Source organism: Bermanella marisrubri (assembly GCF_012295615.1).
GTDB classification, from domain to species: domain Bacteria; phylum Pseudomonadota; class Gammaproteobacteria; order Pseudomonadales; family Oceanobacteraceae; genus Bermanella; species Bermanella marisrubri.
The window spans coordinates 1,532,317-1,555,687 of the sequence record NZ_CP051183.1 but is presented as its reverse complement, the minus strand read 5'-3'; the positions used below and the strand labels follow the sequence as shown (position 1 = coordinate 1,555,687).

The window sequence follows — 23,371 nt, the reverse complement described above, 5'->3', positions numbered from 1 at the left end:
CAGTTTCCTGCTGTCTATAAATATTAAGTAGGATTTCAATTGTGAAATATTGGTATCAAAGCAAATCGTTTTATTTGCTTGTTATTCCGTTTGTCGCTTTATTTTCATCGACAAGTTATAGCGATTCTATTGATCACTATTTCCAGAGTAATGACTCTACTCTATTCGAGAAAAAGGATATTCAAAGCTCCAATAGGCAAGGTGACAATCCTATCGTCACTATCCAAAATTTTTCAATTGATAAACTCCTGGAGCAAAAACCCGATTCCATTGACGCTGACTTCATTCTAGAAATTATTGAAAAGCATCAAAAAGACAATAATAAGCGCTATACCATTGATCGACTAACTTTGCTTAGTGACGATATTACAAACTATTATCGTAGCAAGGGATTTATACTCGCCAAAGTCTTCTTTCCCAAGCAAGCCATTAAGGACAATACATTAAGTTTTGATATTGTTTATGGACGATTGGAGAAAGTCTCTACCTTTAATCAAGAGCACTATTCTGATACTCGTCTCGCCCGACCATTCAAAGAAATCCTTGGACAACCTATTACTGTGGCTTCTCTCGAATCATCACTTATCGAGCTCAACCAATATCCAGGTGTCAGCGTTAAGTCTCGCTTCAGAGAAGGCAATGAAATTGGCAATACGCAAATCGATATCTTTGTACAAGAAGAAAAGATCTCAGATTTTAACTTTCGCTTTGACAATTACGGAAGTGATTACACAGGGTCTATGCGCGCAACTTTCACCGGAGAACTCTATAATTTAGCCGACCAAGCAGACCGCTTGATGCTCAATCTATTGGCCACCATAGATCCGACCAATAGTGTTTACTGGGGCTTATCCTATCGCCTTCGATGGTCACCCTACTTTGACACACCATGGTTAAAGAGTTTCTTCAGACATGGATTTTTTACAGAAGTCGGCTATCAAGAATCACAATATGATGTGGGTGGCGACTTCGAAAAGGCTAACATTCGCGGCGAAGCTGAATCGACTTATTTTCGAATCACTAAACCCATCTATCTTCACAATGACTTTCAGCTAAAGACAGGTCTCACCCTCAGCAAAAAGGTAGCAACAAGCTATCAAAACGAAAGACCGCAGATAGAGGACAAGCTATCCATCATTACTTGGAGCTTAAATACTCAATGGAATGATTATTGGTCCTCCCCTGCCGTTAATGGTATCCAATTTGAATACCATCAAGGACTCCCTGGCGTAGCAGGCGCTTATGAAAACGATGATTCCAATATAAGTCGTCGTGGAATTAACAATAGATTTGCCCCAATGGATTTCACCAAGCTCAATGCTCTATTCCTCAGAAACCAACAAATAGGTCCATACCAGTTGTTAGGCAAAGTTCGCTGGCAGTATACCGATGACCTTTTAATTTCATCGGAATTATCAAACGTCGGTGGTGCCCATGCGGTACGGGGATACAAAAGCTCAGATTTCAGCGGAGACCAGTCCCTTATCTATACGCTCGAAGTTTCAGGAAAAGCAAATGCGACCAAGTTCTCGCTACCCATTAGTAATTTAAAACTCGCTGCGTTTATCGATCATGGCAAAGGCGTACGCTTAGAGCCTAACTTAGATACAGAATCAGAGGTTGAAATGACATCTATTGGTGGTTATGCGCAGTTCCTAAAAGAAGGTAAATTCAGTAGCAAGATCGAAGTGGCTATACCGCTAAAAGACGCAGGTGAATCGAGCTCCAACGAATTTGAAATTCTATTTAATTTTGATCGAGGTTTTTAACATGACTTATAAATTGCAACCTCAGTTTCGATTAGCGCCACTTTCTTTTGTTATTGCAGCAGCTTTAAGTAGTTCACACACGGTATTTGCAGAACCCAGTTTTAAGTCCGGTAACGCAGATGTGACTGCTGTTGGAAAGGATACAATCGTTAATGTGACAGCAAGTGAGTATGAGACCTTACAATGGGATAGTTTCAATCTCGATAGGGACGAGTCTGTCACTTTTAATCAGCTCAGCACCAATTCCGTAGTGGTAAACCAAATAGCTCAAACAAGTGCTTCAAAAGTGTTCGGAACCATCAATGCCAATGGCCACGTCTACCTTGTTAATACAAATGGGTTTGTTTTCAATAATAGTACGAACATCAATACGGCTGGGTTCTTAGCATCGACCTTTACAACTACTCTTAATGGAAGCGACGACCAGCTGACCATTTCTGGGGATAGTACCGGCAATATTGACATTCAAGGCTTTAATACTGGTGAGTCGAATCAGTACATAGCATTTTATAGTCCTAATATGACTTTCGATACTGATACGGAAGATTCTGAAATCAACTTGGGGCAAGGAAATGCCTACTTCCATACCGCTAGTGGATTGCAAAGCGGGACTATCCAGATTGCTGGATTGCCTACTGGCTTTGCAATAGATAGTAGCGCATTAACTAATACACAAGAAAATATAACCATAAACAATGGTACCAAAGTCGAATTAACAGGTGAGAACAGCAAGATTATTATCAATCAAAACAGCCTGAATACTATCCTCAGTAGTGCAGTTCGTATACCAGAGACGTTTAAAGCATCTGATATCATTCTAGCTTCAAATGAGGATATCAGACTGGAGACAAGCCAAAACTTCAATGGATCAACAATAAGTCGTTTCGAGTTACAAACCGCTGGAAATATAGTCATTGAAAACAATATTTTTGGTAGTGATCTAAGTCTTATATTATCAAGTGGCGTCGGAGCCACAAACAACATAAGTGAAGTTTCAGTTTCTTACGATGATCAAGCGAACTATATACCTAGCCGCCTTGGAGGCAGTGGAGGCTTGGATAAGTTAGTCATAAATACGAATACTCTTACTGACTCTAAAAGTATCAACACAAATGAGCTTTATATAAATGGTAACCTAAACATCAACACTTCTGACGGTCAGTTCTCAATAAATGCTTTGGACCAACTTACCATCGAAGGCAATATTGGATTCTCAGGGCTAAGCACTCCTGACAACGTAACACTGAGATCACAAAACATGACTCTGCATGGTATCAGTACAGGTAGCGAGGCAATTGATTATTTAACTATCTTTACAGATAATCTGAATATATCTGGAAACTATGGAACGATTACTAATTTCAATCTAACTAAAAATACTTTAAACGGAGAAAACGAAATAGGTGTAACTCTCGGTGGCGATCTCACTATCCTTGGTGACAACATTAATTTAAACAACAGCCATTTTTCCTCAGAAAACAATAGCTCATATAACCTTATATTTGGAAATACTGACAATACTTATAAGAGTCTATCATTAAATAAGGTATCTTCTGAGACTGGCTTTAAATTTAAAAGCCTTGTGTTCTATCTAGATGATCAAAGCTCCGGGCTTAATATTGGTGGTTCACTCTCATCTTCTAATTTTAACGTTAACGTTAACTCAGCAGGTATTGCTAAGATAACCCTTGGTTCAGATTTCGAGCTTTCAGGCATTAAGCAATTTTCAACTAAGAATACTTCTATTAGTTCGGAATTCTATGGCTTGTCCTTATTTGCGCAATCGGGTTTATCATCGACTGCAGAAATCTATAATATAGATACAAATAGCCTTACCACAACAGGTTTTACATCTACGTACTTATTCGGTACTGATTACATAATGGAATCTGGAAGCTTTTCGATCGATTCGGATTCAATCGAATACCAAAGTGATAGTGCTATTAATATTACTACAACATCAGGCTCTGTTTATCTATCATCGCTTTTCGATGCGGCCAATCAAGATGTGAATATCAATACAACATCAGGATCAATATCTCTAAACGGTATTGACTCCGCAAAAAACATACTCATCAATAGCGGCAATATAAATGGAAATGGCTCACATCAGCTTGAGGGTGAATACATTGCGCCTTCTTCAATCAGAATATCAAGACTAGAGAACATTACAAATATTGGCGGAATTACATTTGAATCCCCTTCCCTAGATATCCAATCTTCAGGTTTAAAATCAGAGGGAACCATAGATATCAATGCAGATACGAGTGAGATTGGTGAGCTAAACGGAAAAAATATATTCATGGATCACTATTCTGATGGTTCAAGTACGACAAGCAACCTGCATGGAAACATAACAGCAAGTGAAGATTTAGACTTCAACATTGATTCTATTTACGTCGTGGATGATATATCTCTTAGTGGAAATATAAATTTATTTGATCGAAAAGCTTATGACGGTGCTACATTAAAATACCAAAATCAAGATGATAGCTTTGGTTCAAGTGTCAGTCAGTTTAATGGTACTGAAAATGTAACATTTAAGCTCAGTAACCCGAGCATATACTTATACGACATGGGTAGCCTAGAAGCTCTTGCTTCACTAACAATTTCTAGTCCAAGCGATGATCACAATGGCACTTTGAACTTTATAATTGACGCCGAAGATAACATGGTAGTGCCCAATATAGCTGGTACCCAAGGTCTATCCATTCTTGGAGACTGGACTTGGACAATGCCAAGCGGGGTTACCTATAACACCGATAACTATAACTTAGATTTATCTGGTGTAACCATTAAAACAGATGGCACAGCAGCATTTGACACAGGTTCAGGGGATTTAAGTTTAGGTGAGATTAACGCTAGCGATTTAATCATTGGTGATACCAATAACTTATCTATCCATGGGGATTGGAATCTAAGCAAACCAGAGAATGCTTACAATTTTGCCAACGTCAGCTCTGTGACATTATTCAAAGACTTAATAATAGGCTCTGAAGAAACGCCTTTAAATGTAGATCTAACAGATACCTTTATTGATGGCACTTACAGTTTGACGATTTACAGTGATCAAATATCTCTAGGCACTATAGGAGATAATATTGCCCTTCAGAACCTGTCTATCTATACCGGCTCAGATCTCACCCTTACTAATGATATCAACTTGGTAGGCAGCATTGATATATCAGCAGCAAACCTAACACTAAATAGCGACCTAAGAACCACAGGTTTAGATATAAACATAAACACTTTAGCCGATATCACCATGAGTGCTGATTCAAGTCTTATAACTGAAAACGGTAGTATGTCACTGGTTTCTGAAACAGGAAACATAGATCTGGCACAGCTGTATGCCGGAGAAAGCATCTGGATAGAATCGAAGGTAGGATCGATTAAGAATATCATTGATGACTATATAAGTGACGACTCAACTTCAATTAATATCACCACATCAGAATTGACTCTGCTAGGCAAACTCGGTATTGGGGAGTCAGTCGCCTCCCCCATTGTCATTGACTACAAAGGTACAGGGGCCATCAATGCCGAATCGGACGGCAACATCTATATTGCCAACCTTGCTGATGCTCCTACTAACAGCTCAAGTCGAGTTTTTGATAGCTCTTCCAGTAACGACATCGCAATTATAGATGCATACAACCAGCTACAGCTATCATCGTTGAATGCCTACATCGAACCTCAATACGAAACTACGCTTGGACTTATTGATCACTTCAGCTGGCAAACAGTCGGCGAAGAAAAAATCAAAAAGATTCAACGCCCAAGCTCAACGCCAAATCTGTATTATGGCCGTGACGGCTGGCGCCTTGGCTACTTCGGAAAGTAAAATCAGCACCTATATATGAACAAACTAAGAGAATATTTAGCAACCCTATTCGGGATTTTCTTCATATCATCAATTGGTATCATCATACTTTCGGTCACGATACCGACCATTGTATTGGAGCCAATCAGCTGGTTAATACAGACAGGCTTGGAATATGACTCGTACTCTAGTTCATATAAGCCTGGCCAAAGCGCAACCTATTTTGATTACTACATGGGGCCTATTGATGGTGTTTATTATGAAATCAGTATTTTTTGGCTGTTGGTTTTAGGATCACTACTATTCTTACCTACATTAATGATCGTTGGTAACGTATTCCACTATCATAATTCCGCAAAAAAAATCCAAAAAGCTTCTAACAAGGGCTATATATCGGCCCTTCTTGAAAAACACCGAAAAGCTAAAATAAAGCCCGCCTTTTGGATGTACTTTTTACCTAGTGTTCTCCTAATAGGCGCTATTCACTACGATAAAGACAAAAACATTGTAGACGTCTTGAAGTTTGACTTCTCAAAAGCGCTGACAAGTGAAAAGTTTTACAAGCCATTGTCCATAACCAAGCATCACCAGTACGGCAATATCATCTGGCAAGGATTTCTGACTGAACGTGGTGCCAATCAGTACGTTAAAGAAGGGAAAAACTTTGAACGACTTTCCGCTCAAAAGCTTACCATCTATGCTGAAACACCTGAAGGGAAGCGTGTATATGAAGAGACTGATATCACCCACAGTTTTTCTGATACATATGTATTGAGTAAAAACGAGTTGATTCTGACAAGTAAAGACAACTTAATAAGAATTGATACAAATACACTCTCTAAAGAAATCATCCATTTCGATGCATTGGCGAAAAAGAAGGAGCCATCTTTTTCAAACGTTGCTGAGGTCACCAGAACTGCTTCACCGTATAAATACAAGCTAACGGATCAATTTGGCAGTCAGATTGAAGTGAGTATCGGAAACGAGGATGTAACGAAATCGCCTTATAATAAACGAACAAACTCTGAACAAATACGCGGAAAACACCATAGAGTGAGACAACTTTATACTTATAAAAACAGTAAAAAACTCACTTCAGAACCTATTATTGACCCAGATATTGTTTATACAACAAACTCCAACATCATAGTAACGCACAAGACCCGTATTAATCAGAGTGATCATGATCAACTATCTCTGTTTAACAGCCAACTTAAAAGACTATGGAAAGCCGATATAAGTAAACATTATCACTATGTCGATCGCATGAATCATCTTGAATGTACAGACCTACAGATATCAAGCACGCAAGATTTGTTAATAGTAAACTACAAAGGGGCTTTTAGCGCATGTGCCACCGACATTTTTGACATAAAGTCAGGAAATAAAGTCGCCACTTATATAGCAGGTAATAGAGTCTAGCCTATCAAATAGCGGCTAATACCTAACTTTAATAGCTATTAAACAACAAATAGAAATAAAGCCCCGACTTTAACGCTTTGCGCGTCGGGGATCACGACTATTGGAATATAGTCAGTCTCTTTAAGTTGCTTGAGCGATGGTTCAGCCCTTTTTTGCATGAGCTCACTATACGATCCTAAGTACGTTCGAACACACTTGAAACGCATGACTCAATCTCAGGTTTTTAATTTCCTATATTGACACCATTAAAAACAAAAAACCCGCTAGTGTCGCCACCAGCGGGTTTTTATTTGGAACTATAGACTAGCCACCGAAGTCATCAAGCATGATGTTCTCAGGCTCCACACCCAAGTCTTCTAGCATCTTGATAACCGATTGGTTCATGATTGGTGGTCCACACATGTAGAACTCACAATCTTCAGGCGCTGGGTGATCCTTCAGGTACTGTTCATACAATACGTTATGGATAAACCCAGTTAAACCATCCCAGTTATCTTCTGGCTGAGGGTCTGACATGGCTACGTGCCAAGTAAAGTTTTCAAACTCTTCAGCTAGAGCGTCGTATTCATCTTGGTAGAACAGTTCACGAAGTGAACGTGCACCATACCAGAAGCTGATCTTACGATCAGACTTAAGACGCTTAAGTTGGTCGAAGATGTGCGAACGCATTGGCGCCATACCAGCACCACCACCGATGAATACCATTTCTGCATCAGTGTCTTTTGCGAAGAACTCACCAAACGGGCCATAAACCGTTACTTTGTCACCTGGCTTCATGTTGAACACATATGAAGACATGATACCTGGTTGAACGTTCTTAAGACCTGGAGGTGGCGTTGCAATACGGATATTGAACTTAACCACGCCCTTCTCTTCTGGGTAGTTCGCCATTGAGTAAGCGCGGATCACATTTTCCTTGCTGACAGTCTTCAGATCAAAGAAGTTAAAACGCTCCCAATCACCGCGGTATTCTTCTTCGATGTCGAAATCAGAGAAGTTTACTTCGAACGGTGGAGATTCAAGCTGAACGTAACCACCGGCACGGAAGTCTACGTTTTCCCCTTCAGGCAAACGCAAAGTAAGCTCTTTGATGAAGGTCGCAACGTTCGGGTTAGACTCAACAGTACATTCCCACTTTTTAACGCCGAAGACTTCGTCTTCTACTTCGATCTTCATATCTTGCTTAACTGGCACCTGACAAGACAAACGCCAGCCTTCACGAGCATCACGCTTAGTGAAGTGCGATTCTTCTGTTGGCAGCATAGAGCCACCGCCTTCGAAGATTTGGCAAGAACACTGAGCACAGGTACCACCACCGCCACAAGCAGATGATAGGAAAACGCCATTGTTTGCCAAGGTGTTAAGGAGCTTACCACCCGCTTGAGTTTTAATGGTCTTTTCTGGGTCACCGTTAATCTCGATGGTGACTTCGCCAGTGCTAACCAATTTTGAACGCGCACCAAGGATCACCGCTACCAGTGCAAGCACCACAGCGGTAAACATGGCTACGCCTAAAATAATCTCTGTATATTCACCCATTTCTTGTCACCATCCTTATAGAGATACGCCGGAGAATGACATGAAGCCAAGTGACATTAGGCCTACGGTCATAAAGGTAATACCCAAACCTTCAAGGCCTTTAGGTACGTCACTGTACTTCAGTTTTTCACGAATACCGGCCAAGGCTGTAATCGCAAGTGCCCAACCCACACCAGCACCAAGTCCGTATACAACAGACTCACCTAACTGGTAATCACGCTCAACCATGAACAAGGACGCACCCAAGATTGCACAGTTAACCGTGATCAATGGTAAGAACACACCCAATGCGTTATACAGTGCAGGTACATACTTATCCAAGAACATTTCTAAGATTTGTACGATCGCAGCGATTACGCCGATGTAGCTCAATAGACCAAGGAAGCTTAGATCCACATTAGGTAGACCTGCCCAAGCCAATGCACCTTCTTTTAGTAAGTAGGTATAGATCAGGTTGTTTACAGGCACAGTAATTGTCAAAACAACAATTACCGCGATGCCCAAGCCTAAAGACGTCTGAATCTTCTTGGATATAGCCAAGAAAGTACACATCCCTAAGAAGAAGGCCAGTGCCATATTTTCTACAAATACGGCCTTAACGAATAAGGAGATCATCTGTTCCATTAGTGGGCCCCCGACGTCACAGTATTAGGCTGAATTTTGAAATCAGGCTCTTCAACTTGCTCAGGAATAAACGTACGAGACGTCCAAATGAACAAACCAATAATGAAGAACGCACTTGGTGGCAACAATAGAAGACCATTGCTGTAGTACCAGCCGCCATTAGTCACAAGAGGAAGTACTTCGAAACCGAACAAAGAACCAGAACCGAATAGTTCACGGATCGTTGCTACAACGATTAGTACAACAGAGTATCCTAGACCGTTACCGATACCGTCAATGAAGCTCAAACCCGGTGGGTTTTTCATCGCAAACGCTTCAGCACGACCCATAACAATACAGTTAGTAATGATCAGACCAACGAATACTGACAACTGCTTGCTGATTTCATAGGCAAAGGCTTTCAGTACTTGGTCTACTACGATTACCAAGGAAGCGATAATCGTCATCTGTACGATAATACGAATATTGCCTGGAATATGATTACGAATTGACGAAACCGCCAAGTTGGAGAAAGCCGTAACAGAGGTCAGTGCTAAACACATAACCAATGTCACACTTAGACTTGTGGTTACTGCTAGAGCAGAACACACACCCAAAATCTGAACCGCAATGGGATTGTTTTTAAAAATCGGTTCAGCAACTATTTCTTTTACTGACATGATTATGCCCCTTGCTCAAATTTGTTCAAATAAGTAGCAAAGCCTTGCTTACCTAACCAGTAACGCATCAAGTTCTCTACACCATTAGACGTTAGGGTTGCGCCAGACAAGCCGTCTACTTGGTTCTCAGCATTTGGACTAGAAGGATTAACAGTGCCTTTCACGACGTCGATTGCAACATCACCTTGATCGTCATGAATCTTTTTACCTTCCCACTGAGCTTTCCAAGATGGATTATCAACTTCACCACCTAGCCCCGGCGTTTCTGCATGAGCGTAGAAGCCTAAACCTGCGATGGTTTTAGCATTCCCTTCAAGGGCCACGAAGCCGTATAGCGTAGACCAAAGACCTGCACCATGGACCGGAAGAATAATGCGATCAACCTGACCTTCTTTTTCAATCAAGTAAACCGCTGCATAGTCTTCTTTACGCTTAATACCAGCAGGGTCGTCTTTTTTGCTTAGTTTATCGCTGAAGCTTGGATCATTAGCAAGCTTACGCTGATCAAAACGCGCCTTTGGATAACCAGCCGCAGCCAGCTCTTCTAGCTCTGCTTCAGTGGCATACTCACCTGTTTCAAGATTAACGATACGCGTCGTTACTTGCTTGAACTGTTCTTCAACAGACATACCATCTTGCAACAAGCCTGCTGCTGCCAAGATGTTTTTCTTCTTATCTACGAGCTTGTTTTGTACTTGCTTCGGTTTCAACGAAACCGCGGCACCGGATACGATGACTGAGCAAACAAGACACAAAAGCACCGCAACCGTAATGGTTTTCTTAATGCTATCGTTATTAGCCGACATTGCGAGCCATCCTCCGCTTGATATTTGCTTGTACAACAAAGTGGTCAATCAATGGTGCAAATAAGTTTGCAAACAGAATTGCCAACATCATACCCTCAGGGAATGCTGGGTTAACCACTCGAATCAACACTACCATGACGCCAATTAACGCACCAAAGAAGAACTTGCCTTTATTGGTCATTGAGGCGGATACAGGGTCTGTGGCCATGAAAATCATACCGAACGCAAAACCGCCAACTACCAAATGCCAGTACCAAGGCATAGCAAACATTGGATTTGTCGTTGAACCAATCAAATTGAACAGAGAGGACAGCGCCACCATACCAATCATCACGCCAGCAACGATACGCCAAGAAGCAATCCCCATCACCAACAGTACGGAACCACCAAGCAAAATTGCCAGTGTTGAAGTCTCACCTACCGAACCCTGGATGAAACCAAAGAACGCGTCACTCCAAGTCACGCCAGAAGCCAGAACCGCGTCAAGACCACCTGTGTAGAAGTTACTTAGCGGTGTTGCACCAGAGAAACCATCTACCGCTGTCCATACAGCATCACCAGAAATTTGTGCTGGGTATGCGAAGAATAGGAACGCTCGACCAGTCAATGCTGGGTTCAAGAAGTTTTTACCAGTACCACCGAAGATTTCTTTACCAATCACGATACCGAAACTGATACCCAAGGCTACTTGCCATAGAGGAATGCTTGGTGGACAGATTAACGCAAACAAAATAGACGTTACGAAGAAACCTTCGTTAACTTCGTGCTTACGAACCGTAGCAAACAATACTTCCCAGAAGCCACCAACCACAAAGGTAACGATGTATATCGGTAGGAAGAAAGTTGCACCATATATAATGTTGTCCCAGATGCTATTGACATCATAACCCGCGATTGCGCTTACGATAGCACCACGCCAGCCTTCAAGCTCGGTAAGACCCATGGAGTCCATCGCCATGTTAGCTTGATAACCAATGTTCCACATACCAAAGAACATAGCTGGGAAACAGCACAACCACACAGTGATCATGATGCGTTTAAGGTCGATACCATCACGTACGTGAGCAGAATTATTGGTAACAGATGGTGGTGAATACAAGCCTGTATCAATCGCTTCATAAAGCGGATACATCTTCTCGAACTTACCCCCTTTAGTAAAATGGGGCTCGAGGCTGTCTAAAAATGCTCTTAAACCCATGATTACGCCTCTTTCTCAATACGTTCAAGGTTGCCACGCAAAATTGGGCCGTATTCATACTTACCACTACATACATAAGTACATAGCGCCAAGTCTTCCTCGTCCAATTCTAAGGCACCCAAATTAATCGCGCTTTCCATATCTTCTACAATCAATGCACGTAGCAATTGTGTAGGCAAAATATCAAGCGGCATGACTTTTTCGTACAAACCGATCGGCACCATTGCACGCTCACTACCGTTTGTTGATGTAGTGAAATCTAATAAACGCTTAGGCAAAAGCTTCGATAGGTAAATGTTTTTAACAGAGTGACGATCTGCGCCTGCACGTAGGTAGTGCAACATGTGACGCTCGCGACCTTCTAACAGAACAGAGACTTGGTTAGCATAGCGACCCAAGAATGCTAAAGAGTCTTGAGCAGTACGACCACCAAATACAGAACCAGAGATAACTCGGTTCTCACCCTCTTTTAACTCACCTTTCAGCAATTCAGTGAGATCAGCACCCATTTGAGTACGAACTAAACGAGGTTTTTCAACTTGTGGACCTGCAACAGCAACAACTCGCTGACTGTAGATCTTACCTTCAGTAAACAACTTACCGATGGCAATCACATCTTGATAACCAACATTCCATACTGTTTTTGTAGCACTAACAGGGTCTAGGAAATGGATCGCTGTACCCACAAGACCAGCTGGGTGTGGACCGTCGACGTCTACTAGCTGAGCGCCCTTCGCTTCTAGGTTAGAGCCCGCTGCTTTGGTCACGAACAGCTTATCGCTAAAACGAGAAAGTACAGCCAAACCGTCGTTAAAGGCTTGCTGCTGCTCTTTGATCACAAGTGCAGGATCCGCAGCTAATGGATTAGTATCCACAGCAGCAACAAAAATAGAACTCGGCTTACTGTCTAACGCAGGAACCTTTGAAAACGGACGAGTGCGAATTGCAGTCCACTCACCAGATTCAACAAGCTGCTTCTGTACTTCTTCAGCACTTAGATTTGCGATTTGTTCAGTGCTGTACTTGTTGAACTCAACCTCATCGCTACCCTGTTTTTCAATCACTAGAGATTCGAAAACACGACGAGCTCCACGGTTGATTTCCTTCACCTCACCACTGACGGGTGCAGTGTATTGGACACCTTCCGTTTTCTTGTCGGTGAAGAGCACTTGCCCCTTTTTCACCTTGTCCCCCACCTGCACAAGCATGGTGGGTTTCATTCCCACGTAGTCGTACCCTACCAATGCAACCCGGGAGACCTCATTACCATCGGTAATGTTCTGCTCTGGTGCCCCGGATATTGGCAGGTCTAGACCTTTTTTGATTTTGATCATATGCCTTGCCTAATCACAGTTTAAAATTATCAAAACCCGCCCTTTGGCGCAGTACGTCCTAAACTTAGGCCATTACCTTGTCAAAAGCGAGTTTTTGCTTATTTTTCAGACAGTTAGAAGCTCGAGTAAAAGCTCTTATAAAACTTGGCGCTAGTATAATGATCTGTTTCAGAAGTGACTAGCAATAACCCGCAAATTCACCAACTAATGGAGAACAGTATAGCCATAGCTCTATATTATGCTTATTTTTCGAACAAACAAAAAAGCCGCTGTTTTATCAGCGGCTTATGTCTTGTTTATTTTTCAACCCATGGATAGGTTGGGTAGTAAACATTGCACAATTGCTGCGCAATGCGAACTACTTGGCGGCTGTAGCCGTACTCGTTGTCATACCATACATAGACGTTAACGCGGTTACCACTAACAATAGTCGCTTCGCCATCTACGATACCGGCACAACGATTACCAACAAAATCGCTCGATACTACTTCTGGGCTGTGAACGTAATCGATTTGCTTCTGCAGAGAAGAGTGCAAAGACACTTCACGCAGATAGTCATTCAAATCATCTTTGCTAACTTCTTTATTTAGCGTAAGTGACAGAATCGCCATCGATACATTTGGCGTTGGAACTCGGATCGCGTTACCAGTCAACTTGCCTTCTAGCTCTGGCAGCGCCTTAGATACCGCTTTCGCTGCACCTGTTTCAGTGATAACCATATTAAGAGCAGCAGCTCGACCACGACGATCGCCTTTGTGGTAGTTATCAATCAGATTTTGATCGTTCGTATAAGAGTGAACCGTTTCAACGTGACCACCTTCAATACCGTACTCATCATTAAGCGCTTTAAGAACAGGCGTAATGGCGTTCGTAGTACAAGATGCAGCCGACAAGATATTGTCTGACTCTTCGATGTCACCGTGGTTAACACCGTATACGATGTTTTTCAGATCACCTTTACCAGGCGCTGTTAACAACACTTTAGCAACACCTTTACAAGCCGCATGCTGGCCTAGGCCTTCAGCGTCACGCCATACACCCGTATTGTCGATCACTAACGCGTCATTAATGCCATATTGCGTGTAATCAATTTCGCTTGGGCTATTAGCATAGATAATCTGAATGTAGGTACCATTAACAATCAGAGCAGTATTTTCTTCATCTACCTGAATAGTACCCTTGAAAGAACCGTGGATAGAATCACGACGAAGCAAGCTAGCACGTTTCATTAGATCGTTGCCCTTGCCTTTACGTACGACGATTGCACGTAGGCGCATGCTCTGACCGCCACCGGCTTTCTCAACCATGATACGAGCCAAAAGGCGACCGATACGACCAAAACCGTACAATACAACGTCTTTTCCGTCTTGAGCAGATTTGGCTTGCTCAACTACTTGCTCTAGTTGGCCTTTAACAAAATCGTCTAGTGATTGACCCTGACCTTCTTCGCGGAACTGGATTGCCATTTTACCGATGTCGATATGACAGTTTGCCACTCCACAATCTACAAGTACTTTCAATACTGGCAATGTGTCTTGCACAGATAGCTCTTCTTTCTCTACCTGACGCACAAAACGGTGAGCCTTGATGATATCAATCACAGAGCGATTGATGATTGGACGACCGTATACCGACAACACAACATTGTTCTTGCGGTATAGACCACCAACCAGCGGAATCATGGCTTCAGCGGTTTCTTCACGCAATTTCCAGTCATTCAAGCAAGCTTCACGAACATCTTGACTCACGGATAATACCCTCAAACTTTTAGGTCAAAAAATTGGGCGGTATTATGCCGACAAAAGCAATGAATCTCAATGATTGTTTCATTTTAATGGCAGGAAACACGGGGCTTCACATCCAACAATTGAACCCCCTTAACAGCTCACTCCCCTTTGAGTAAACTAGCGCGTCTTTGATCTAGTAGAGACAGCAAGGATTACCATGTCCCTTACCCCGCCATTACATGCAGGTGATCTAAAAACCTGGGGAAATATTAAAGGCAGCGCGCTAGCCCATCAGCTAGCTGTTAGCGCAAGCCAATACAAAGGGCTGACACTTGTTATAACCAACAGTAGTGGCGAGAGCCAACGACTTACGGAAGAAATTAGCTATTTCTTCAATGGCGATGTCATCAGCCTGCCAGATTGGGAAACACTTCCATATGACTATTTTTCGCCTCATCAAGATATTATCAGTGAACGACTAAGCACTCTTGCCAATCTACCTAAATCTGAGCGCGCTATCGCCGTCATTCCGGCACTTTCATTACAGTTACGCTTACCACCCGTGAGCTATATTCTCGGCCACAGCTTCAGCTTAAGCGTTGGCGAGACCCTAGATATGGATAAGCTGAGACAGCAGTTGGTATCAGCTGGTTATCAAAGCGTGGACGGGGTTTATGAACATGGCGAATTCTGTGTGCGTGGTGCAATACTCGATATTTTTCCCATGGGGTCTGAAACACCTTTTCGTATTGAGCTGTTTGACGACGAGATAGAAAGTATTCGCTGGTTCAATCCAGAAACACAACGCTCCACCGAAACCACTGACAAAATCGAACTACTGCCAGCGAAAGAAGTACCGCTCGATAAACCCGGTATTCGCTGCTTCAAAAGTCGCTGGTTTGAGTTCTTTGACAGCGATCCTAAAGAGAGCCCTCTCTACACGGATGTTATTAAGCAAATTGCTCCAGGTGGCATCGAATATTATATGCCCCTGTTTTTCGATGAAACCGCAACGCTATTTGACTATTTGCCGCAGCAAACACAAGTTATCTTCCCCGATAGTTTGCAAGACCAAATTCAGCACAACTGGCAAGATATCGAAAATCGCTACGAAGATCGCCGTCATGACATTCGCCAGCCGGTTCTCGCGCCGAAAGAAATCTACCTAAATGACAATGATATCTTTGCCAAATTCAAAGACTTGGGCCGTGTACGTTTTAGCGCAAACACGGTAGAAGAAGCACAAGGCAAAGAAAACTACTCAAGCCCAGAACTTCCATCCATTCAAGTCGACCATAAAAAAGAAAGACCACTGGCCAAACTAGAGCAGTTCTTAAATGAAACCCATCAGTCAGTGGTCTTCAGTGTCGAAAGTGCCGGCCGACGTGAAGCACTAATTGAGCTTTTGCAGAGGATAAAAGTATCCCCGCAAGTCATCGATGAATGGCAAGACATTATTGAAAACGAATTCGAAGTGGCCATTACGACGGCGCCACTGGAAGACAGCTTTTTCTGCCATGATCAAAATCTTTGGCTAGTTAGCGAAAACGCGCTTTTTGGTGAACGTATTCGCCAAAGCCGACGCCAAAAACAAGAAAAAGACCAAAGCGAAAATGTTATTCGCAATCTTACCGAACTGACTCCGGGTGCGGCCGTCGTGCATATTGACCATGGTGTTGGTCGCTATAGAGGTCTTGAAACCCTTGACGCCGGTGGAGAAATAAACGAATTCGTCACCTTAGAATACGCTGGCGGTGCCAAACTTTATGTCCCTGTAGCATCCCTTCATTTAATCAGCCGCTACAGTGGAGCTGATACAGAAATAGCTCCGCTACACAAACTAGGCACAGATAAATGGAGTGCTCAACGTCGCAAAGCTTTAGAGAAAATTCGAGATACAGCGGCGGAGCTTTTAGAGGTATATGCCAAACGCGAAGCGAAACCAGGCCATGGTTTCAGTTACCCGCGTGACGAATACGAACTGTTCGCTGCCGACTTCCCATTTGAAGAAACCGCAGACCAAAAGCAAGCCATCAATGCCGTTGTTACCGACATGATGAAAGCAAACCCTATGGACCGCTTGGTATGTGGTGATGTAGGTTTTGGTAAAACTGAGGTCGCTCTTCGTGCAGCGTTTTTGGCAGCACAAAATGGCAAGCAAGTAGCCGTTCTCGTGCCCACCACCCTGCTTGCTCAACAGCATTTTGAAACTTTTCGCGATCGCTTCGCGGATTGGCCTATCAAAGTAGAGGGTATTTCTCGTTTTAAAACGGGTGCCAACAAAACAGCCGCCTTAAAAGGCCTCGAAGACGGTACAACAGATATTGTTGTTGGTACGCATAAGCTACTGCAAAAAGATGTGAAATTTAAAGACCTTGGCTTACTAATCATCGACGAGGAGCACCGCTTTGGCGTGCAGCAAAAAGAACGCATTAAAGCTCTTCGTGCGGACGTGGACATACTTACCATGACCGCAACGCCAATACCTAGAACACTGAATATGGCCATGTCAGGTGTTCGCGATCTTTCAATAATTGCCACCCCGCCTGCTCGACGTTTGGCTGTTAAAACGTTTGTAAAAAAATGGGATGAAAACCTAGTAAAAGAAGCTGTGCTACGTGAAATATTGCGAGGCGGTCAAGTCTATTACCTTCATAACGAAGTTAAAACCATTGAAAAAACCGCTGAAGATTTGGCCAAACTCATACCCGATGCGCGCATTGGCGTAGCACATGGGCAAATGACTGAGCGACAGCTCGAGAGCGTCATGAGCGACTTTTATCATAAGCGCTTTAATGTTTTAGTCTGTACGACCATTGTTGAAACTGGCATCGATGTGCCCAATGCAAACACCATTGTACTTGAGCGTGCCGATAAGTTTGGTTTAGCCCAGCTTCACCAGTTGCGTGGTCGCGTAGGCCGCAGCCATCATCAAGCTTACGCGTATTTGATGACGCCTATCGAAAAGAAAATCACCAAGGACGCCGAGAAACGCTTGGACGCAATATCGCACGCGCAAGACTTGGGGGCAGGCTTTATGCTTGCCACCCATGACTTGGAAATCCGCGGTGCTGGTGAACTCTTAGGTGAAGAGCAAAGCGGTCACATTCAAAACGTGGGCTTTAGCCTATATATGGAATTATTAGAGCGTGCCGTAGAGGCAATCAAACAAGGCAAGGAGCTCAGCCTTGATAGTCCTGTTGAGACAGGTGCAGAAATTAATTTACGCATTCCAGCACTGATTCCTGATGACTACTTGCCCGACGTCCACAACCGTCTCATTTTATATAAGCGCATCAGCAACGCTAAAAACGAAGAAGATCTCAAAGAGCTGCAAGTTGAGATGATTGATCGCTTCGGCCTACTGCCAGAGCAAGTAAAATTCTTATTCCGTGTGACCGAATTAAAATTTGAGCTTGATAAACTTGGCATTGTGAAGCTGGATGCGGGAGAATCAGCTGGGCGAATTGAATTTGGTAGTGATACCAAGATTGATCCCTATACCATGGTTCGCATGGTACAAACCAAACCAGCAAGTTTTAAGTTGGATGGCGCGAACGCTTTGAAATTTTATTTTGATATGCCAGATGCTGAATCTCGCTTCAAGCAAGTGGCAGAAGTGCTTACATTATTATCAGGAAAGTCATAATGACTCAGTTGTATATGCGAACTCTAGTTGCTTATCTAAGCACGGCCTTATTGACGCTCGGCACTCCTTTTTCTCATGCGGAAGATGAGCAAGAGTCGGTAGAGAATGCGCGCTGGTACCAAGTCAATATTACGCTATTTCAACAGAAATCAGATGCGACCTTGGACGAGGAATTTTCTTTCAAGCCGGTCGAACTGGATATGGGTTCCATAATGCAACTCCACGATGGCAATCAAGTGGCCATTAGCAATTCTGGGGTCAACAGTCCTCTCGCCTTGCACCAAGAAGCCGTGAACAATCACGCGTTCGTTAAACAGAATATCAGTGAAGATTGGCAAAATATTGTCGATCGTTTAGACCCTGTGCAGCAACCTGTATTGATAAATTTACAGTGGTCTCAACCTGTATATGACAAACCTCATAGCACGCCAATATATCTCGAAAGCTCCGCAACACACATGCAAACTCCCCGTTTAAAAGGTCTATTTCGTTTACATGTGACACGCTATCTACATGGATTATTCCAAGTACAGTATTTGGGGGAAGATGCCAAAAGCATCGAAGAGACACTTAGTTTTTCTCAAAGCAGACGCATGCGAAGCGGTGAAATCCACTACCTTGACCATCCCAAGTTGGGCGTCATTATGCGAGCAATTCCTGTAACTAATCCACTGAAGAAATCAGCATCTGAAGAAACAGATGCCGAAGAGACGTTAAAGAACACAGAGGGTAGTAATCAGTCCGTATTAAATTCTCGTATTTAATGAAGCGACATGGATAAAAACGTTTGAACCAGGTTACGCACCCTATGCATACCTGATTCAAGCACCGCCTTAATCTCATTCATCGTGATGGGAGTCTGCGTCATACCCGCACCCCAGTTTACAATTAAGCAAACAGACGCATAGGGAATATTCAACTCCCTCGCTAAGGCGGCTTCTGGCATTCCCGTCATTCCCACTACATCACAACCATCTTCACGCATACTGCGAATTTCAGCAGCCGTCTCTAGACGCGGACCCTGAGTGGCGCCATAAACACCTTGAGAAAATACATCTATATTTGCGATTTGAGAGGCCATTAACAGCTTCTCACGCATAGCCGAAGAATAAGGATGACTGAAATCAATATGATCCAGCGCCCTAAATTCACCATCAAAGAACGTCGCTTCGCGACCGTGTGTATAATCAATTATTTGATCTGGCAGACAAATAGTCTCAGGACCCATAGCTTCATGAATACCACCAACAGCATTCACGGCAATAATTTGCGTCACATTGAGCTGCTCCAGAGCGAGTAAGTTTGCCCGATAATTTATTTTATGCGGTGGAATTTTATGTGGGTTACCATGACGCGCTAAAAATACCACAGGGCACCCTTGCCATGTGGCTTTTACTACATTCACTTCGCCTAGTTCTGTGGCGACGGACAACTCGAGTTTATCCTCAAGCTCAGGTATATGATTTAAGCCCGTTCCACCAATAATTGCTGTCAAGGTCATTGAGGAGCCTCATCGTTCAAACCGGCAAACTGTGGTGTCTCCATATGCACAGTGTGCGTTGGAAACGCTATTTCAGCCTCATGTTTCTGGATGATCTCTCCCACCTTGATTAGCACGTCTTGCTTAACCTTGTGATACGTCTCCCAATGTTTGGTATGGGTAAAGCAATATATAAAGAACTCCAAAGAGGATGCCGCAAACTGATTAAAGTTAACCATTAGTGTTTGCTGATCGTTAATGTCTTCGTGCTCGTTTAGCATAGCTTCGACATCATCACAGATAGCTTTGATTTGAGAGAAATCCTTATAGCGAATACCGACCTTTTCGTAGATTCTGCGGTGCAACATTCGCTGTGGATTTTCAATACTGATATTAGTAAAAACGGAATTTGGAACATATAAGGGACGAAGATCAAACGTGCGAATCTTTGTAATACGCCACCCAATGTTCTCAACAGAACCTTCAATATTTTGATCAGGAGAGCGGATCCAATCACCTACTGAAAACGGCTTATCTAAAAAGACCATTAAGCCACCAAAAAAATTGGCCAACATGTCGCGCGCAGCAAAGGCGACAGCAGCACCACCTACACCACCAAAAGCAACAATACCACTAATGGATACACCCAGTGTTTGAAACACTACTAACAAAGTAAGAATAATAACGATGAGACGTAATACTTTAAAAATACCGCTAATCGTCGTTTTGTCTGCCTTTGTCTCAACCTGACCTTTCCAAATTTGATTCTCACGAATACGAATCAGACTCAGCATAAACCAGCAGAACAACGCAGAATAAACAATCGTAAAAGTATTCTGCTGACTTGGCAGTACAATACTTTCAAAGTGGTTTTGCACTTTACTTAAAATAATCCAAGCTGTAGTAAACAATACACCCCAACTAATCGGCGATTGCACAGCCTCTATCACCGCATCATCAAATTGAATACGGGTTTTTTCCGCTTTTGCTTTTAAACGATCAATAATTAAACTAATCACAAAATAGGCGAGCAAGCCCACTACCGCTATCGCGATCGATTCTATCCACCAAATCCCCAACCAATATTGGTAATCAAAGCTCATGATTAAACTCCATTATGCGTGCTAAGGCCTGCTGGTATACAGGCATATCCAAAATCATTTTTTGTGGTTTAGATTGATACTCACTCAAATCCAAACGCTCATACTCGCTATGAGATAAAAATTCCAATATCTCTTTGGGTGCCACTGATGAATTACATGCAAGCATCACATTACAACCGGCATCCAATGCAGCCTTCGCTCGTGATGCATAGCCGCCCGTTTGCGCTGCGCCTTCCATCGATAAATCATCACTCACTACCGGACCTTGAAATCCCATATCATTACGAAGAATATTTGTAACCCAATGTTTGGAGAAACCTGCAGGTTGTTCGTCTACTCTCTCATAAACCACATGGGCTGGCATAATCCAATCAATTTTAGGCATTAAGTGATCAAACACCCACAAGTCGTTACTTTTGATTTCTTCAAAGCTGCGCTCATCTACTGGACAAGAAACGTGACTGTCTTGTGTTACCCAGCCGTGACCAGGAAAGTGTTTTGCCACTGAAGGAAAACCAATCGATTTCACACCGTCGATAAAATGAGATGCTAGATCCACTATAGCTTCTTTGGTGTGTGCAAACCCTCTATCACCGACAACTTGATTGCGTTGATAATCAATGTCTAATACGGGTGCGTAGGTTAGATCAATGCCTATATCAAGCAGTTCACAACACAATACGACAGCTGAATCAAAAGCAAGTTGATTCGCTCTTGCTGAGTCTTCTTGATATAGCTTACCTAAGCGCCCCATTGCGGGCACTCGCGTAAAACCATCACGAAAACGCTGTACTCGCCCTCCTTCGTGATCAACTGTTATTAATAACTTAGGATTGATGGCTTTGATCTCACTAATCAAAGTCTTTAATTGCGTTTTACTTTCGAAGTGACGGGTAAACAAAATGATACCAGCCAGATAGGAATGACTTAACCATGTTCGTTCATCTTCACTGAGTGAATGGGTTTCTATGTCAGTTATTAAACACGCTTTCATTAAGAGTAGGTCTTATTCTTTTGTTATTAAAACTGGGCATTGGATGGGTGCCCAATCAAAGAGTTCAATCACATCGTCGTTACGCATACGAATACAACCATGGCTAAGGGCTTGACCCATAGCTTCAGTATCCGGAGTTCCATGGATGTATATATAGCGCGCCATAGTATCAACGTTACCTAAACGATTCTTACCGACTTCCTTGCCACATAACCATAGAATTCGACTCAGGATCCAATCTCGTTTTGGATACGCTTTTGCAAGATCATCAGAATAAATTTCGCCGGTAGGACGGCGACCACGGAACACAGAGCACTTTGGCTGGTCACCACCGATTTTGGCACGAACATAATGAGAACCGGTAGGAGTCTGCCCTGTTCCGTTTTGCTCACCGGGACCATTTAGAGCAGTAGAAACAGAGAAGACCTTGATAGTCTCGCCGTTTTCAATAGTTGTCAGCGTTTGATTGGCAATACTAATACAAATCTCGCGCACGAGTAGACCTTTAACAATTTTATAAAGGCCCTACTTTGCCTGAATACCCGCAGCAAGGAAAGGCATCAAATAGTTAATTACGTCTTCTTCTGTACATTCCGTATTAAAGTCATGCTCAACGATGGCACGTAAATTTTCCATGCTCGACAACGTGAAAGCGGCAGCACCTAACATAAAGTGGAAGCGCCAAAAGCGTTCTACAGGTTGAAGATCCGGCGTTGCCTCGGCAATAAGCGCCATAACACGTCGATACATACCTCGATATTCATTCTGCAGGAATTTACGCAAGTGGCCTTGACCCTGATTATAAGCCAGCCCTAGAAGTCGCATAAAAATAGCCACTCGACGACGATCACCTTGAGTAACATTGGTAATGGCCCGAGCAACAAACTTCAGAATTTCTTCCACGGTCAACACGGTGTCTGGATTCTGCTTCGCGTGAAGGTCAAGACTACTCTCCACCAGACGGCTAAACGGCGTAACAAAGCGTGCAAACACTGCTTGGATTAGGGCTTTTTTTGAGCCGAAGTGGTAGTTCACTGCAGCCAAATTAACATCGGCTTTTGCGGTAATCGTGCGGAGAGACGTCTCAGCAAAGCCCTGCTCTGCGAACAGCTCTTCTGCGGCGTCGAGTATGCGTGTTACTGTATCACTTTGTGCCATGGCTAGATCTTTAATTCAAACGATTGTTTTAAACATACGTTCTGAAATCAACCATGTCAATTATTCTGATCATGAATATAAGTAAA

The 23,371-nt window shown here is 43.0% G+C and carries 17 protein-coding genes; 5 read left to right on the top strand and 12 right to left on the bottom strand.

Annotation, left to right across the window (positions count from 1 at the left end):
- Positions 1–41 precede the first annotated feature (41 nt).
- Genes HF888_RS07140 through HF888_RS07130 form a run of 3 tightly spaced genes read left to right on the top strand, consistent with a single transcriptional unit; the run spans position 42 to position 7,014 of the window.
- Entirely contained in the window at positions 42–1,769 is a 1,728-nt protein-coding gene (locus tag HF888_RS07140) for a ShlB/FhaC/HecB family hemolysin secretion/activation protein (protein WP_007017633.1), read from the top strand.
- Between the two features lies 1 nt (position 1,770).
- Positions 1,771–5,613, top strand: coding sequence for a beta strand repeat-containing protein (locus HF888_RS07135; RefSeq protein WP_007017632.1), 3,843 nt, complete (start codon positions 1,771–1,773; stop codon positions 5,611–5,613).
- Between the two features lie 15 nt (positions 5,614–5,628).
- A complete protein-coding gene (locus HF888_RS07130; protein ID WP_007017631.1) occupies positions 5,629–7,014 on the top strand; it encodes a hypothetical protein in 1,386 nt (461 codons plus the stop codon).
- A 303-nt stretch (positions 7,015–7,317) separates the two neighbouring features.
- Here HF888_RS07130 and nqrF read toward each other — a convergent pair whose 3' ends face one another.
- The 7 genes from nqrF to HF888_RS07095 all read right to left on the bottom strand — a co-directional run bounded on the left by nqrF (position 7,318) and on the right by HF888_RS07095 (position 14,922).
- A complete protein-coding gene (nqrF, locus tag HF888_RS07125) occupies positions 7,318–8,553 on the bottom strand; it encodes an NADH:ubiquinone reductase (Na(+)-transporting) subunit F (RefSeq protein WP_007017630.1) in 1,236 nt (411 codons plus the stop codon).
- Positions 8,554–8,568: 15 nt separating this feature from the next.
- Positions 8,569–9,177 (bottom strand): NADH:ubiquinone reductase (Na(+)-transporting) subunit E, encoded by a 609-nt coding sequence (gene nqrE / locus HF888_RS07120; RefSeq protein ID WP_007017629.1) that lies wholly within the window; start codon positions 9,175–9,177, stop codon positions 8,569–8,571.
- Positions 9,177–9,836 carry an NADH:ubiquinone reductase (Na(+)-transporting) subunit D gene (locus HF888_RS07115; protein ID WP_007017628.1) on the bottom strand — a complete coding sequence of 220 codons (660 nt, stop codon included), beginning with the start codon at positions 9,834–9,836 and terminating at the stop codon, positions 9,177–9,179. Before HF888_RS07115 ends, nqrE begins: the two co-directional genes overlap by 1 nt.
- 2 nt (positions 9,837–9,838) lie before the next feature.
- Entirely contained in the window at positions 9,839–10,642 is an 804-nt protein-coding gene (locus HF888_RS07110) for a Na(+)-translocating NADH-quinone reductase subunit C (RefSeq protein ID WP_007017627.1), read from the bottom strand.
- Complete coding sequence (locus HF888_RS07105; RefSeq protein ID WP_007017626.1) at positions 10,632–11,840, bottom strand: NADH:ubiquinone reductase (Na(+)-transporting) subunit B; 1,209 nt, start codon at positions 11,838–11,840, stop codon at positions 10,632–10,634. The genes HF888_RS07110 and HF888_RS07105 overlap by 11 nt, the downstream gene beginning before the upstream one ends.
- Positions 11,841–11,842: 2 nt before the next feature.
- A complete protein-coding gene (locus HF888_RS07100; protein ID WP_007017625.1) occupies positions 11,843–13,174 on the bottom strand; it encodes a Na(+)-translocating NADH-quinone reductase subunit A in 1,332 nt (443 codons plus the stop codon).
- A 296-nt stretch (positions 13,175–13,470) separates the two neighbouring features.
- Positions 13,471–14,922: a glyceraldehyde-3-phosphate dehydrogenase gene (locus tag HF888_RS07095; protein WP_007017624.1), complete on the bottom strand. Its 1,452-nt coding sequence runs from the start codon at positions 14,920–14,922 to the stop codon at positions 13,471–13,473.
- A 196-nt stretch (positions 14,923–15,118) separates the two neighbouring features.
- Between HF888_RS07095 and mfd the strand changes: the two genes are divergently transcribed.
- Positions 15,119–18,550, top strand: coding sequence for a transcription-repair coupling factor (mfd, locus tag HF888_RS07090; RefSeq protein ID WP_007017623.1), 3,432 nt, complete (start codon positions 15,119–15,121; stop codon positions 18,548–18,550).
- The gene (locus HF888_RS07085) at positions 18,550–19,314 is read left to right on the top strand and encodes a CsiV family protein (protein WP_007017622.1); all 765 of its coding nucleotides are present in this window, start codon (positions 18,550–18,552) and stop codon (positions 19,312–19,314) included. Before mfd ends, HF888_RS07085 begins: the two co-directional genes overlap by 1 nt.
- Here the strand turns inward: HF888_RS07085 and HF888_RS07080 are convergent.
- Genes HF888_RS07080 through HF888_RS07060 form a run of 5 tightly spaced genes read right to left on the bottom strand, consistent with a single transcriptional unit; the run spans position 19,311 to position 23,285 of the window.
- Positions 19,311–20,051 carry an S-methyl-5'-thioinosine phosphorylase gene (locus HF888_RS07080; RefSeq protein WP_007017621.1) on the bottom strand — a complete coding sequence of 247 codons (741 nt, stop codon included), beginning with the start codon at positions 20,049–20,051 and terminating at the stop codon, positions 19,311–19,313. The genes HF888_RS07085 and HF888_RS07080 overlap by 4 nt on opposite strands.
- On the bottom strand, positions 20,048–21,133 hold the full coding sequence (locus tag HF888_RS07075) for a mechanosensitive ion channel family protein (RefSeq protein WP_007017620.1): 1,086 nt from the start codon (positions 21,131–21,133) through the stop codon (positions 20,048–20,050). Before HF888_RS07075 ends, HF888_RS07080 begins: the two co-directional genes overlap by 4 nt.
- The gene (nagZ, locus tag HF888_RS07070) at positions 21,123–22,127 is read right to left on the bottom strand and encodes a beta-N-acetylhexosaminidase (RefSeq protein WP_007017619.1); all 1,005 of its coding nucleotides are present in this window, start codon (positions 22,125–22,127) and stop codon (positions 21,123–21,125) included. The genes HF888_RS07075 and nagZ overlap by 11 nt, the downstream gene beginning before the upstream one ends.
- Positions 22,128–22,139: 12 nt before the next feature.
- Entirely contained in the window at positions 22,140–22,622 is a 483-nt protein-coding gene (locus HF888_RS07065; RefSeq protein WP_007017618.1) for a L,D-transpeptidase, read from the bottom strand.
- Between the two features lie 30 nt (positions 22,623–22,652).
- On the bottom strand, positions 22,653–23,285 hold the full coding sequence (locus HF888_RS07060) for a TetR/AcrR family transcriptional regulator (RefSeq protein ID WP_007017617.1): 633 nt from the start codon (positions 23,283–23,285) through the stop codon (positions 22,653–22,655).
- Between the last annotated feature and the right edge of the window lie 86 nt (positions 23,286–23,371).